This window comes from Achromobacter sp. GQ309 (assembly GCF_059759315.1).
Map to the genome: position 1 here is coordinate 18,633 of NZ_JCAXDP010000007.1, position 13,777 is coordinate 32,409.

Sequence of the window (13,777 nt, forward strand, 5' to 3'; positions counted from 1 at the left end):
TTTGCCATGAACGCCATCACGCCCGCCGCCTTGCAGGAACCCGCCCCCGACGCCGTCCAGGCAGCGGTGGCCACGCTGGAAGAAGACATCGTCTTCGGCCGGCTGCATCCGCGCGAACGCCTGACCGAGGACGAGCTGATGGCGCGATTCGGCATGAAGCGGCACGCGGTGCGCCAGGTGCTGGTCGACCTGGAACTGCTGGGCGTGGTCGAGAAAAAGCGCAACATCGGCGCGGTGGTGCGCGCGTTTTCCGTGCGCGAGGTGTTGGAGCTGTATGCCTTGCGTGAAGTGCTGGAAGTGCACGCCGCCCGCCAGATGCCGCTGCCCGTGTCCGAGGCGCGGCTGGCCGCGCTGGTGGCGGTGCAGCGCGAACACGATGCCGCCGTCGCCGCTGGCGACGCGCGCCGCGTGTTCCGCAGCAACCAGCGCTTTCATCGAGAATTCGTGGGGCTCTTGGACAACGCGGTGCTGGGACAGGCCATCGAGGAATACGCGCGCCGCACCCACCCGATCCGCTTCGGCTCGCTGGTGACGGCCGGGCACCGCGAACGCGCGCGCCAGGAACACTGGACGATGATCCAGGCGCTGCGCGACGGAGACCGCGACGCGCTGATGGCGGTGTGCCGTGATCACCTGATCCCGTCGCGTGATGCCTATCTGGCGTCGCAACAGGCATATGCGCAGACGCAGGGCGCTTATCTGGCGCCTTCCGCGCCGGTCTGACCGTTCGCGTGTAACGGCTCGCCGTCCGAACGCTCACATCCAACCGCCCCGCCTCGCCACTTACGTCTGACGTTTCCGGGCAACGCCCGGCCGTGCGCGCTCGGCAACAATTTGACAAGCCGTGCCTGGAATCGGTAATAATAACAATTACTATTTCCAGAAATTCGCATGTGCAGTTGTCCCGCCTCCCACTGCGAGGCGCCGGCGGCTAGACCAAAAGGTTGGATCTTGAGTACGCCGGGATGCGCCTTCCCCTCCTCCATCGAAACACTTTATAGCGACCACCACTCCTGGCTGAGGGGCTGGTTGCGACGCCGCCTGGGCAACGCAGATCAGGCTGAAGACTTGGCGCACGACACCTTCATCCGCCTCCTGAGCAGCGAACGCATTCCCGCCACGCTCACGGAACCGCGCGCGTTTCTGACCACCGTGGCGCAGCATCTGGTGTCCAACCATTGGCGCCGCGAAAAGCTCGAACGCGCGTACCTGGACGCGCTGGCCCAGGCGCCGCAAGCGGTGCACTGGTCGCCTGAAGACCGGGCCATCGTGCTGGAAACCTTGCTGGAGCTGGACCGCCTGCTGGACGGCCTGCCCGCCCTCGTGCGGCAGGCCTTTCTGTTGTCGCAGCTTGAAGGTCACACCCACGCCCAGGTGGCCGACGCGTTGGGAATCTCGATCCCCACCGTCAAGCGCTACCTCGTCAAGGCCTTGCAGCGCTGCTGCTTTGCCGATCTTTCCTTCACGGGATGAGCCGGCGCATGTCCGCCTCGTCCTGGTACGGAAACACGCGCGACGCCGCCACCCTGCCGCCCGCCGTCGCGCAGCGCGCGCTGGAATGGCTGGTGGAACTGCAAGACGAACCCGTCGCGCCGGAAACGGTGCGCGAATGGGCCTCCTGGCGCGCTGCGCACCCGGACCACGAGCGCGCGTGGCTGCGCATCGAATCCGTGCAGGGCACGCTGCGGCCGCTGGCTGGACCCGCCAACGCGGCCATCGCGAAGGCAGCGCTGGCCGCACCTGCTTCCGCCCAGCGCCGCCGCGCCTTGAAAACCATGAGCGCGCTGGCCATCGCGAGCGGCGCGGCGTGGGGCGTGGGGCAGATCACGCCGTGGCGCACCTGGACGTCGGACCATCGAACCGCCATCGGCGAACGCCGCAACGTGACGCTGCCGGACGGCACCCGCCTGGTATTGAACACGGACAGCGCCATCGACGTGCACTACACCGCCGACCGCCGGCGCGTGATGCTCATCGCGGGCGAGATCCTGATCGCGACGGCCCACGAATCGGGCACGCCGAACCGGCCGTTCTGCGTTGAAACCGCCCACGGCACCGCGCGCGCGCTCGGCACCGAATACGCCGTGCGGCTGCTGGATGGCTCAACGGAAGTCAGCGTTTTCCAGGGCGCGGTCCAGATCCGGCCGCGCGACGATGCCGAGCACGGCTTGACGTTGCAGGCGGGATTGCGCGCCAACTACTCGGCACGTGGCATCGCGCAGCCCGCCACCGCAGAGGAAAACCAGATCGCCTGGAAGGACGGCTTCATCGTGGCCCGCGGCATGCGCCTGGCAGACTTCGTCGCCGAGCTGGGCCGCTATAGCCGCGACACGATCAGCTGCGCCCCCGCCGTCTCGGACCTGCGGCTGTCCGGCTCGTTTCCTGTCAGCAACGTGGACAAGGTGCTGGCCGCGCTCAGCGCCACGCTGGATATCCGCGTCGAAACCGAGTCGCGGCTCTGGCGCGGACGGCGGCTGCACCTCATCGCCGGCCCCGGCCCGGCACGTCCCGCACCGCCGTTACAAAATAGTTGATCCGTTTTGCGATCTGGCGGGTCAAGGCAGGTGAGCACACAGCAACCTCACCTCTCTGAAAGGCCAGTTCATGAATCACGTCCGGGCGCCCAAGCGCCAGTCCTCCCGTTTCCTGCGACGCGCGGCCACGGCGCGCCTGGCGGGCCGCATCGCCACCGCCACGCTGCTCGCGGCGCCCGCGCTGGCCATCCCCACCGCCGCCCACGCACAGGCCGCCGCCACCCGCAGCTTCGACATCCCCGCGGGAACGCTTGAGGACGCGCTGGGCCGCTACGGACGCGAAGCCGGCATCGTGCTGTCGTTCCGGCCCGAAGTGACGGCCGGCCTGCAAAGCAACGGGCTGCGCGGCACCTACGGCGTGCGGGGCGGTCTGGACGCCCTGCTGGCCGGCACCGGCATCCGCGTGCTGCCGCAGTCGAACGGCAGCTACGTCCTGGACCGCCCCGCCAACGCGGGCATCGCCACCACCAACCTGCCCGCCGTGACGGTGACCGCTTCCGCCGCCGACCCCCACCTGCCCGCGCCCTTCGCGGGCGGTCAGGTGGCGCGCGGCGGAGGCCTGGGCGTGCTGGGCACGGGCGACGTCATGGACGTGCCGTTCAGCACCACCAACTACACCGCGCAGATGATCGAGAACCAGCAGGCGCGCACGCTGGCCGACATCGTCATCAGCGAATCCTCGGTGCGCACCACCACCTCCAGCGGCGGTTTTTCCGACGAATTCCAGATCCGCGGCTACTCCGTGGCTGCCGGCGACGTCGGCCTGAACGGCCTTTACGGCCTGGCATCCGCCAGCCGCATGCCCGCCGCCATGATGGAGCGCGTCGAAGTCCTGAAAGGCCCCGGCACGCTGATGAACGGCATCGGCCCCAACGGCAGCATCGGCGGCGGCATCAACATCGTCACCAAGCGCGCCGGCGACGAGCCCCTGACTCGCCTGACCACCACCTACCAGAGCAAATCGCAACTGGGCGGCCAGCTCGACATGGGCCGGCGCTTTGGCGAGAACAACGAATGGGGCATCCGCGTCAACGGCGTCTACAGCAACGGCGACACCAACATCGACGACGGCAGGCAGGAACAAGGCGTGGGCGCGCTGGCGCTGGACTACCGCGGCACCAAACTGCGCTGGTCGCTGGACGCCTACACCCAGCACGAGAACATCGACAACTTCCGTCCGCAGATCGGCTTTCAGTCGAACGTGACATCGCTGCCCTCGCCGCCCTCGGGCCACCGCAATTTCTACCCCGGCACCGAGCTCACGCTGAACGATTCGACCGTGGCCACCCGCCTCGAGTACGACATCAATGACCACCTGATGGTCTACGGCGCCACCGGCTACCGCTACGGCACTGCCGAGCAGACCTTCCCGTCGGGTCCCGCAGACGCGCAGGGCAATTTCACGGTGTCCAACGCCTATTACGATTCGTACTCGCGCACGTGGACGGGCGACATCGGCCTGCGCGCCCGCTTCGACACCTGGGGCATCGGCCACACCGTGAATCTGTCGGCCACGCGCCTGGACCAGGAGTCCGGCAACGCCTACGTCACCTCCTCCGGTCCTGGCGTGCCGTCCAGCATCTTCCGTCCCGCCCCGCTACCGCCCGTCACCGCAGACCGCGGCGCGCCGCAAAAGGCATCGAAGACCGAGCTGACCAGCTACACGCTGACCGACACGCTGTCCTTCGCCGGCGACACCCTGCTGATCACCGGCGGCATGCGCAACCAGCGCGTCGTGCTCGACAACTACTCGACCGCCACTGGCGCGCGCACCGGGTCGTACGACGAAAGCGCGATCTCGCCGGTCGCGGGCATCGTGTTCAAGCCGATCTCCAACGTCTCGCTGTACGGCAACTTCACGTCCGGCCTGACGCGCGGCGGCATCGCGCCCGCCACCGCCGCCAACGCCGGCCAGGTCTTCGCACCGTACAAGTCCAAGCAGTATGAAGCGGGCGTGAAGGTCGACTGGGGCAAGATCATCACCAGCGCCTCGGTGTTCCAGATCACGCGCCCGAACTCGATGACCGATCCCGACACGCGCATCTACAGTTTCGACGGCGAACAGCGCAACCGCGGCCTGGAACTGGCCGCCTTCGGCGAAGCCATGCCGGGCCTGCGCATGATGGCCAGCGCCACGTTCTACGACGCCACGCTCAAGCAGACCGCAGGCGGCGTGAACGACGGCAACGACGCCAACGGCGTGCCGAAGAACACCTTCAACCTGGGGGTGGACTGGGACACGCCGTGGGTCCGCGGCCTGAGCCTGAACGCCCGCGTGATCCACACGTCGTCGATGTACTTCAACGCGGCCAACACGCTGACCCTGCCCTCGTGGACGCGCTACGACATCGGCGCGCGGTACAACACCGAGATCCTGGGCCGCTCCGTGGTGTTCCGCGCGAACATCGAGAATCTGTTCAATAAGGACTTCTGGCTGGCCAGCGGCTCGTACGCGACGGTTGCTGCGCCGCGTACGTTCTTGTTGTCGGCGCAGATCGACTTCTGATCCAACGGGCCTGCCGCGGTTCACGGCCGACGCCGCGAATCGCCTTCATGCCGCAGAGCCGGCCTCAGCCATGAGGCCGGCTTTTTTATTGCCGCGGCTGCGCCGCCACATATTCCCGCAGCGTCTGCACCAGCGCCACCGCAGCGGGCGACAAACTCCGGTTGCGCGCCGTCACCAACCCGATCGAGCGCTCGGCCACCGGCGCCGTCAGCCGCCGCTGCACGATGCCGGTCTGCGCCACCGCGCCTGCGGCGATCTCCGGCAACGCCGCAACGCCAAACCCGCATTCGACCATCGCCACGATGGTGGTCAGGTGCTCGGCCTCGAATGCGGGTGCGAAGCGGATGCGGTTCTGCAGAAAGGCCCATTCCGTGTATTGGCGCACGCTGCTCGGATGCACCATCGACACATGTTCCGCCCCAGCCGTATCGGCCCAGCGCAGCGGCCCTTTGGCCCGCGCCAACGGATGTGCCTCCGGAATCAGCAAGATGAAGCTGTCGGACATCAGCGGCACGTAGTGCAGGTCGGCGTGCTGCGGGTCGGCGGCGGTCAGCGCAAAGTCCACCTCGCCCGCGCGCACCAGGTCGAAGGCAGGACCGGAGAGCGTGTCGCGAACCTTGAGCGCCACATTTGGGTGCGCCTGGCGGTACGTCATCAGCACGCGCGGCAGCAGCCGTGCTGCCAGCGATGGCAACGCCGCCACCGACACCTGCCCCTGTTCCGCGCTGGAGATGCTGCCGACCGCGGCGATGGCGTCGCGGAATGCCGCCTGCAGGGTCGCTGCCTGTTGCAAGAAGACCTCGCCCGCCGCCGTCAGCCGAACCGTGCGCGTGGTGCGGTCGAACAGGCGCACGCCGAGCGCGTCCTCGATGCGCTGGATCTGGGTGGACAGCGCGGATTGCGACAGATGCAGCTGCCCCGCGGCCTGGCGGAAGTTGAGCGTTCGGCCCAGCACCAGCGTGGTGTCGATATCCCGCATCGACAGGTTGATCTGCATGTTTTGTCCCCGGCCTATTGATCTGATTGACCGATCATTCTATTCAAAAATTCTGATTCATCAATCAACCGCCCTTCTCTACACTCGCGCCAAAGCGTGATTTCAGAATCAGGAGAACAGCATGCAGAAAGACACGAACGCGCTGCCCAATCCGGGCGCGGCGCATGCGGTAGTGGTGGGCGGCGGCACGATGGGTGCGGATGTCGCCGTCGTGTTGACGCGCGCGGCGTGCCGCACGACGGTGATCGAATCGAATGCCGAGCGCGCGGCCGGTCTGCCGGCGCGCGTGGCGGAAAACCTGAAGACCATCGGGCGCGAGTCAAACGCCGCGCTGCTGGCCACCGCGCCGTCGCTGGACGAGGTGGACTGGTCCACGGTGGATCTGGTGATCGAGTGCATTCCCGAGCGCCTGGACATCAAGCAGGCGCTCTTTGCGGACTTGGCGCGGCGCACGCGGCCCGAGGCCATCCTGGCCAGCAACAGTTCCAGCTTCCCGATCAGCGCGATCAGCCAGGGGCTGGACACGCGCGGCCGCATGCTGGGCCTGCACTTCTTCATGCCGGCGCACCTCGTGCCGCTCGTGGAAGTGGTGCTGGGCGAAGCCAGCGACGAGGCCTGCGCGGATTCGCTGATCGACTTCATGCGGCGCTGCGGCAGCGTGCCGGTCAAGGTGAAGCAGGATCTGCCGGGCTTTCTGGCGAACCGCCTGCAGCACGCGCTGTCGCGCGAAGCCTTCGACCTTATCGACCGCGGCATCGCGTCGCCCGAGGACGTGGACGCCGCCGTGCGGTTTGGATTTGGGTTCCGGTTCCTGGCGGCGGGTCCCGTGATGCAGCGCGATCACGCGGGCATCGACGTGCACGCGGCGGCCGGCGCGACGATGTATCCGACATTCTGCAACGCCGACCATCCGGCGCGCTGCCTGACCGAACGCGCCGCCGACGGCCGGCATGGCATGAAGGCAGGCGAAGGTTTTTATGCCTGGACGCCCGAGACCATTGCCGCAGAGCGCGCCCGCTACGACCGGCTGCTGCGCGCCGGCCTGGACCTGATCGCTCCCGAACTGCCGGAGATCAAGCCTTGAATTCGCCTGCAACCCACTCCGTGCCTGCTTGCGCACCCGCTTCCATGGCCACCTCTGCGTCAGCCACGGCTCCGGCCCTCCCCCGCGCCGCGTTGGCCGACTCGCCCGTCATCATCACCGTCGCGCCCAACGGCGCGTACAAGAAGGCTGCCGACCACCCCGCCGTGCCGCTGACCGCAGACGCGCTGGCCGCCGAGGCCCGGGCATGCCTGGACGCCGGCGCCGCGATGATGCACATGCACGTCCGAAAGCCCGACGGCAGCCATCTGCTGGATGCGCAGGCCTATCGCGACGCGCTCGCGGCGGTGCAGCGCGCCGTCGGCGACGAACTGCTGGTGCAGGTGACGAGCGAGGCGGCGGGCGTCTATCAGGCCGCCGAACAGATCGCGATGGTGCGCGAATTGCAGCCCGAAGCCGTCTCCATCGGCCTGCGCGAAATCGCCGTGCCCGGCATTCCGGAAGCGGAGCTGGCCGCCTTCCTGGCGTGGCTGGCCGACCGACGCGTCATGACGCAGATCATCCTGTACGACGACGCCGACGTGCGCCGCTGGCTGTCGCTGCGCGCGCGCGGCCTGGTGCCGCCGGGCGCATGGTCGGTGCTGTTCGTGCTGGGCCGCTACAGCGCGGGACAGACGTCGTCGGCTTACGACCTGCTGCCGTTCCTGGCCGCTTACGACCATTCGTTGCCCTGGGCGATCTGCGCCTTCGGCCCCGAGGAAAACGCCTGCGTTACGACCGCGGCGGCCTTTGGCGGCCATATGCGAGTCGGGTTTGAAAACAATCTGAAGCTGCGCGACGGGTCGGTGGCGCCGGACAACGCGGCGCTGGTCGCACAGGCCGCGCAAGGCGCGCGGGCGCTGGGCCGGCCTCTGGCGACGGCGGCGGACGCGCGGCGTATCTACGGCGCGATCGGTTGATGCGCTAACGATTGACGCGGTGCAAGCAAATCGCAGCCGGCTAATCCGCAACCGGTTATTCCGGCTGCCGGTCAACTGGCTGCGGATTTAACCGTTGTCAGCTTATCCGCACAGTCGACTGGGGCCGCCGGATACCCCGCTTTCGATCGCCCCCTGCCGGTGATCGCACGCGCCCCCTTTCCCCCGCTCTGTAATCTCTCCGACATTATTTCGCTGTGTTGCAACATTGACGCCGCGCAAGCGCATCTGCTACAAACTTTCGCATCTGTACGTTTAACGCAATACCCCCACAAGTTTCTGCTGCGAGGTGGTGTGTGCAAGACGAATCCGATGGCTACACAAAAGCCCAGGAACTGCGAAGTTTCCTATTCCTGACGGCAGTCATGGCCCCGGTGTTGGCAGTGATCATCGTGGCCGGGTACGGTTTTGCGGTCTGGATCTACCAGATGTTCGCAGGCCCCCCGGGAAGCTGATGCAAAGCCTCCGCCCCCCCATTCCCCCCCATCAGCCCGCCTCCGCGCCCTGTAGCGCGGCGCCCGAGCTGCACATCGCCAGCATGGTGGTGCATGCCGCCCCGCGCCGGCTGGCGGACGTGCGCGGCGCGATCCTCGCGATCGGCGGCGCGGAAATCCACGGCGCTTCCGAGACCGGCAAGCTGGTCGTCACCCTGGAAGCCCCCTCTACCGAAGACATGCTTGCGCAGATAGCGCAGATCCAGCGGCTGGACGGCGTGCTGGCGTCGGCGCTGGTCTATCAGCATTCCGACACGCTTGCCGCGATGAATGAGGAGATTGACGATGTCCATGGCTCGTAGAGAGTTCATCAAGCAATCTGCCGCCGCCGCTGCCGCCACGGTAGCCGGCATCCCTATCGTGGGCTACACGCAGAACATCGTGACGGAATCGGAAGCGGCCAAGCTGAAGTGGTCCAAGGCGCCCTGTAGGTTCTGCGGGACCGGCTGCGGCGTGAACGTCGCGGTGAAGGACAACCAGGTCGTGGCGACGCACGGCGACTTCAACGCCGAGGTCAACCGCGGCCTGAACTGCGTCAAGGGCTATTTCCTGTCCAAGATCATGTACGGCAACGACCGGCTCACGACGCCGCTGCTGCGCATGAAGGACGGCAAGTACGCCAAGGATGGCGAGCTGGCGCCGGTGTCGTGGGACCAGGCGTTCGACGTCATGGCCGAACAGTTCAAGCGCGTGCTCAAGGACAAGGGCCCGGAAGCCGTCGGCATGTTCGGCTCGGGCCAGTGGACCATCTGGGAAGGCTACGCCGCGCTCAAGCTGATGAAGGCGGGGTTCCGGACCAACAACCTCGATCCGAACGCGCGCCACTGCATGGCGTCGGCGGCGGTGGGCTTCATCCGCACCTTTGGCGCCGACGAGCCCATGGGCTGCTATGACGACATCGAGAACGCCGACGCCTTCGTGCTGTGGGGCGCGAACATGGCGGAAATGCACCCCATCCTGTGGACGCGGGTGACCGACAGGCGGTTGAGCAAGCCCAATACCAAGGTGGTGGTGCTGTCCACGTTCGAGAACCGGTCGTATGAACTGGCCGACATCTCGCTGACCTTCACGCCGCAAACCGACTTGGCGATCCTGAACTACATCGCCAACCACATCATCAAGACCAAGCGCGTCAACCGGGAATTCATCGACGAACACACCCGGTTCCTGGAAGGCAACACCGACATCGGCTACGGCCTGCGTCCCGAGCATCCGCTCCAAAAGGCCGCCAAGAACGCCAACAACGCCGGCGGCTCGCGCCCGATCACTTACGACGAATACGCGAAGTTCGTCTCCAAGTACGACCTGGACTACACCGCCAAGCTGACCGGCGTGCCCAAGCGGAATCTGGAAGCGCTGGCCGAGCTGTACGCTGATCCGAAGATCCGCGTCATGTCGTTCTGGACCATGGGGTTCAACCAGCACACGCGCGGCGTGTGGGCGAACAATCTGGTCTACAACATCCATCTGCTGACGGGCAAGATTTCCACACCGGGCAACAGCCCGTTCTCGTTGACGGGCCAGCCGTCCGCCTGCGGCACCGCGCGCGAAGTAGGCACGTTCTCGCATCGCCTGCCCGCGGACCTGGTCGTGACCAATCCGAAGCACCGGGCGCGCGCCGAGGAGGTCTGGGGGCTGCCGGACGGCACCATCCCTGAAAAGGTGGGCGCGCACGCGGTCTTGCAGAATCGCATGCTGAAGGACGGCACCATCAACGCTTACTGGGTGATGGTCAACAACAACATGCAGGCCGCGGCCAACATGTTGAACGAGGGCTATCCCGGCTACCGCAATCCGGCGAACTTTATCGTGGTGTCCGACGCCTACCCGACCGTGACCACGATCTCGGCCGACCTGGTGCTGCCCACCGCCATGTGGGTGGAAAAGGAAGGCGCCTACGGCAACGCCGAGCGCCGCACGCAGTTCTGGCACCAGTTGGTCAACGCGCCCAGCGGCGCGCGGTCGGACCTGTGGCAGTTGATGGAGTTTTCCAAGCGCTTCACCACGGACGAAGTCTGGCCGGCGGACCTGCTGGCCAAGAAGCCCGAGCTGCGGGGCAAGACGCTCTTTCAGGTGCTGTACGAAAACGGCAAGGTCAACAAGTTTCCGAACACGGAACTGGATCCGGAATACGCCAACGATGAGGCCAAGGCGTTCGGCTTCTACGTGCAGAAGGGCCTGTTCGAGGAATATGCGGAATTCGGCCGCGGTCATGGCCACGACCTGGCGCCGTTTGACACCTATCACCAAGTGCGCGGCCTGCGCTGGCCCGTGGTGGACGGAGTCGAGACGCGCTGGCGCTATCGCGAGAAGGCGGATCCCTACGTGAAGGTGGGCTCCGGCTTCAACTTCTATGGCAACCCCGACGGCAAGGCCAACATCTATGCCCTGCCCTATGAGCCTCCCCCCGAGGTGCCGGACGAGGAATACCCCTTCTGGCTGTCGACCGGCCGCGTGCTGGAGCATTGGCATTCGGGGTCGATGACGCGGCGTGTGCCCGAGCTGTACCGCGCCTTTCCCGATGCGGTGTGCTTCATGCACCCGGACGACGCGCAGGCCATGGGCCTGCGGCGCGGCGTACTGGTGGAGATTGCGTCGCGGCGCGGCAAGATGCAGACCCGGCTGGAAACGCGCGGACGCAACAAGCCGCCGCGCGGCCTGGTGTTCGTGCCTTGGTTCGATGCCGGCCAACTGATCAACAAGGTCACGCTCGACGCCACCGATCCGATCTCGTTCCAGACCGACTTCAAGAAGTGCGCGGTCAAGATCACCAAGGCTTGACGGCCCGACGGAGACGCTCATGAACATTCGCGCCACTTCGATCGCCCTGGTCTTTCTGATCGGCGCCAACGCCTGGGCCGCGCCGACCGATCCGATGATCGATCCCATGCGGGGCCCGACGCCGCTGACCGAGTCGGCCACGCCGCCGCTGATGCCCCCGGTGGAAAACCGCGACGTGCGGCGCATGCGCACGTACTCGATGCAGCCGCCCACCATTCCGCACAAGATCGACGGCTACCAGATCGACAAGAACTTCAACCGCTGCCTGGCCTGTCACGCCCGCGTGAACACCGAGCAGACGCAGGCGGTGCCGCTGAGCGTGACGCACTACATGGACCGCGACAGCAACGTGCTGGCCGAAGTGTCCCCCCGCCGGTACTTCTGTCTGCAATGCCACGTGCCGCAAACGGAGGCCAAGCCGCTGGTCCCGAACAATTTCCAGGACATCGACGTGATCCTCAAGCGCCTCTCTGCTCCGGCGCCCGACAAGAAGTAAGGGACAGGAGCCCGTCATGGTCAAGCTCATCAAGCGTTACTGGAACATCATCCGCCGGCCCAGCGTGCACTTCAGCCTGGGCTTTCTGACGGTGGGCGGGTTCATCGGCGGCATCCTGTTCTGGGGCGCGTTCAACACCGCCATGGAACTGACGAACACCGAGAAGTTCTGCACCGGCTGCCATGAAATGCGCGACAACGTGTACTCGGAACTGAAGGGCACGATCCACTTCACCAACCGCTCAGGTGTGCGGGCACTGTGCTCGGACTGCCACGTGCCGCACAACTGGACCGACAAGATCGCCCGCAAGATGCAGGCGTCCAAGGAGGTCTGGGGCAAGATCTTCGGCACCATCGACACGCGCGAGAAGTTCGTGGACAAGCGATTGGAACTGGCGCAGCACGAATGGGCGCGCTTCAAGGCGAACGACTCGCTGGAATGCCGCAACTGCCACAACTACGAATACATGGACTTCACCCGCCAGAGCGTGCGGGCGCAGAACATGCACTCGACCTATCTCGCGGACCGGTCCAAAACCTGCATCGACTGCCACAAGGGCATCGCTCACACGCTGCCGCACATTCCGCCTGGCCAGACCTCCGAAGCGACGCCGCCGGCCAGGGCGTCCAACGAGGTGGCCAATGCAGCCCGCTGACGCGCCGCTGCCGGTGCTGAGCGCGCGCGGACTGGTCAGCCGGCGCGGCGGCCCCGGCGCGCTGGATTTTGATCTGCACGCCGGGCAGCTATTGAACGTGCAAGGCGCCAACGGCAGCGGCAAGACCAGCCTCTTGCGCATGCTGGCCGGCCTGCTGCGTCCGTTGGACGGCGGCATCTTCGACCCGGACGGCGACATCCGCCGTGATCCGTCGGCGCACTTTGCGCGCACCGCGTATCTGGGGCACGGCAACGGCCTGTCGGGCGACCTGACCGCGCTGGAAAACCTGCGGTGCAGCCTGCATGTGGCCGGCACGCCGCGGCGCGACGACGCGATCGCCGCCTGCCTTGACGACTGGCGCCTGGGCGCCTGCCTGCACACGCCCGCCGCGCGCCTGTCGCAGGGCCAGGGCCGCCGGCTGGCGCTGGCCGCCGTGGTGCTGGGCGCCAAGCCGCTGTGGCTGCTGGACGAACCCGACGCCGGCCTGGACGCGGCCAGCCTCGAGCAACTGGCCCAGGCGCTTGGCGCGCATCTGGCCGCAGGCGGCGCCGCCGTCGTCGCCTCGCACCGCGCCCCCGGCACGCCTGCCCATCACACCCAAACCCTGAACATGGATGACTACGCGGATGCTGGCAACGCTGTCTCAGTTGGCATTGCGTGAAGTCCGGCTGGCCTGGCGTCGACCGGCGGACACGCTGGGCGCGACGCTGTTCTTCATCGTCACGGGTTCGCTGTTTCCGCTGGCGGTGGGTCCCGATCCCGTGCTGCTGCTGGCGATCGGGCCGGGGGTCTTGTGGGTCTGCGCCCTGCTCGGCATTTTGCTGAGTCTGCATCGTCCCTTCGCGCAGGATTACGACAACGGCGCGCTGGAGCAGCTGCTGGTGTCGCCGCATCCGCTGCCGCTGCTGGTGGGCGTGAAGCTGGGCGCGCACTGGTTCAGCACCTGCGTACCGCTGATTCTCGCCAGCCCGGTGCTGGCGTTGCAGTTTGGCCTGTCGCCACACGCCATCGGCATCCTGGTGCTGTCCCTGCTGCTGGGCACGCCGACGCTGGCGCTGGTGGGCGGCCTGGGCGCGGCGCTGACGCTGGGCCTGCGCGGCGGCGCGCTGCTGCCGCTGGTGGTGCTGCCGCTGTACGTGCCGGTGCTGATCTTCGGCGCGGGCGCCGTGTCGGCCACGCATGCCGGCCTGGGCGCGGGGCCACAGCTTTCGCTGCTGGGCGCCGGCCTGTGCCTGGCGATCCTGCTTTGCCCCTGGAGCGCGTCGGCGGCGCTGCGCGTGGCGCTGGACTGAGGT

At 66.9% G+C, this 13,777-nt stretch carries 14 protein-coding genes; 13 read left to right on the forward strand and 1 reads right to left on the reverse strand.

Annotation, left to right across the window (positions count from 1 at the left end; all coding sequences use genetic code 11):
* Window positions 1-6: 6 nt before the first annotated feature.
* The 4 genes from AC6CIE_RS21210 (at window position 7) to AC6CIE_RS21225 (ending at window position 5,040) form a co-directional block, all read left to right on the forward strand.
* On the forward strand, window positions 7-723 hold the full coding sequence (locus AC6CIE_RS21210) for a GntR family transcriptional regulator (RefSeq protein ID WP_498093824.1): 717 nt from the start codon (window positions 7-9) through the stop codon (window positions 721-723).
* A 228-nt stretch (window positions 724-951) separates the two neighbouring features.
* Complete coding sequence (locus AC6CIE_RS21215; protein WP_175124130.1) at window positions 952-1,473, forward strand: sigma-70 family RNA polymerase sigma factor; 522 nt, start codon at window positions 952-954, stop codon at window positions 1,471-1,473.
* 8 nt (window positions 1,474-1,481) lie between these two features.
* A complete protein-coding gene (locus AC6CIE_RS21220) occupies window positions 1,482-2,534 on the forward strand; it encodes a FecR family protein (RefSeq protein ID WP_498093826.1) in 1,053 nt (350 codons plus the stop codon).
* Window positions 2,535-2,604: 70 nt separating this feature from the next.
* Window positions 2,605-5,040, forward strand: coding sequence for a TonB-dependent siderophore receptor (locus AC6CIE_RS21225; protein WP_498093828.1), 2,436 nt, complete (start codon window positions 2,605-2,607; stop codon window positions 5,038-5,040).
* Between the two features lie 85 nt (window positions 5,041-5,125).
* Here AC6CIE_RS21225 and AC6CIE_RS21230 read toward each other — a convergent pair whose 3' ends face one another.
* Window positions 5,126-6,037 carry a LysR family transcriptional regulator gene (locus AC6CIE_RS21230; RefSeq protein WP_286890155.1) on the reverse strand — a complete coding sequence of 304 codons (912 nt, stop codon included), beginning with the start codon at window positions 6,035-6,037 and terminating at the stop codon, window positions 5,126-5,128.
* A gap of 121 nt (window positions 6,038-6,158) precedes the next feature.
* On the opposite strand from AC6CIE_RS21230, the gene AC6CIE_RS21235 reads away from it, so the two are divergent.
* The 9 genes from AC6CIE_RS21235 to ccmB all read left to right on the forward strand — a co-directional run bounded on the left by AC6CIE_RS21235 (window position 6,159) and on the right by ccmB (window position 13,774).
* Window positions 6,159-7,121 carry a 3-hydroxyacyl-CoA dehydrogenase family protein gene (locus AC6CIE_RS21235; protein WP_498093830.1) on the forward strand — a complete coding sequence of 321 codons (963 nt, stop codon included), beginning with the start codon at window positions 6,159-6,161 and terminating at the stop codon, window positions 7,119-7,121.
* 44 nt (window positions 7,122-7,165) lie between these two features.
* Window positions 7,166-8,038, forward strand: a complete 873-nt coding sequence (locus tag AC6CIE_RS21240; protein WP_495601829.1) for a 3-keto-5-aminohexanoate cleavage protein — start codon at window positions 7,166-7,168, stop codon at window positions 8,036-8,038.
* A gap of 314 nt (window positions 8,039-8,352) precedes the next feature.
* A complete protein-coding gene (gene napE, locus AC6CIE_RS21245) occupies window positions 8,353-8,511 on the forward strand; it encodes a periplasmic nitrate reductase, NapE protein (RefSeq protein WP_056569899.1) in 159 nt (52 codons plus the stop codon).
* Window positions 8,511-8,852, forward strand: coding sequence for a chaperone NapD (locus AC6CIE_RS21250; RefSeq protein WP_175185103.1), 342 nt, complete (start codon window positions 8,511-8,513; stop codon window positions 8,850-8,852). The genes napE and AC6CIE_RS21250 overlap by 1 nt, the downstream gene beginning before the upstream one ends.
* A complete protein-coding gene (gene napA / locus AC6CIE_RS21255) occupies window positions 8,836-11,331 on the forward strand; it encodes a periplasmic nitrate reductase subunit alpha (RefSeq protein WP_175138464.1) in 2,496 nt (831 codons plus the stop codon). Before AC6CIE_RS21250 ends, napA begins: the two co-directional genes overlap by 17 nt.
* Window positions 11,332-11,350: 19 nt before the next feature.
* The gene (locus AC6CIE_RS21260; RefSeq protein ID WP_056569896.1) at window positions 11,351-11,827 is read left to right on the forward strand and encodes a nitrate reductase cytochrome c-type subunit; all 477 of its coding nucleotides are present in this window, start codon (window positions 11,351-11,353) and stop codon (window positions 11,825-11,827) included.
* A 16-nt stretch (window positions 11,828-11,843) separates the two neighbouring features.
* The gene (locus AC6CIE_RS21265; RefSeq protein ID WP_056569895.1) at window positions 11,844-12,482 is read left to right on the forward strand and encodes a cytochrome c3 family protein; all 639 of its coding nucleotides are present in this window, start codon (window positions 11,844-11,846) and stop codon (window positions 12,480-12,482) included.
* Window positions 12,469-13,143 (forward strand): heme ABC exporter ATP-binding protein CcmA, encoded by a 675-nt coding sequence (gene ccmA / locus AC6CIE_RS21270; protein WP_498093832.1) that lies wholly within the window; start codon window positions 12,469-12,471, stop codon window positions 13,141-13,143. Before AC6CIE_RS21265 ends, ccmA begins: the two co-directional genes overlap by 14 nt.
* The gene (gene ccmB / locus AC6CIE_RS21275; RefSeq protein ID WP_105238346.1) at window positions 13,109-13,774 is read left to right on the forward strand and encodes a heme exporter protein CcmB; all 666 of its coding nucleotides are present in this window, start codon (window positions 13,109-13,111) and stop codon (window positions 13,772-13,774) included. Before ccmA ends, ccmB begins: the two co-directional genes overlap by 35 nt.
* The last annotated feature ends 3 nt before the right edge of the window (window positions 13,775-13,777 follow it).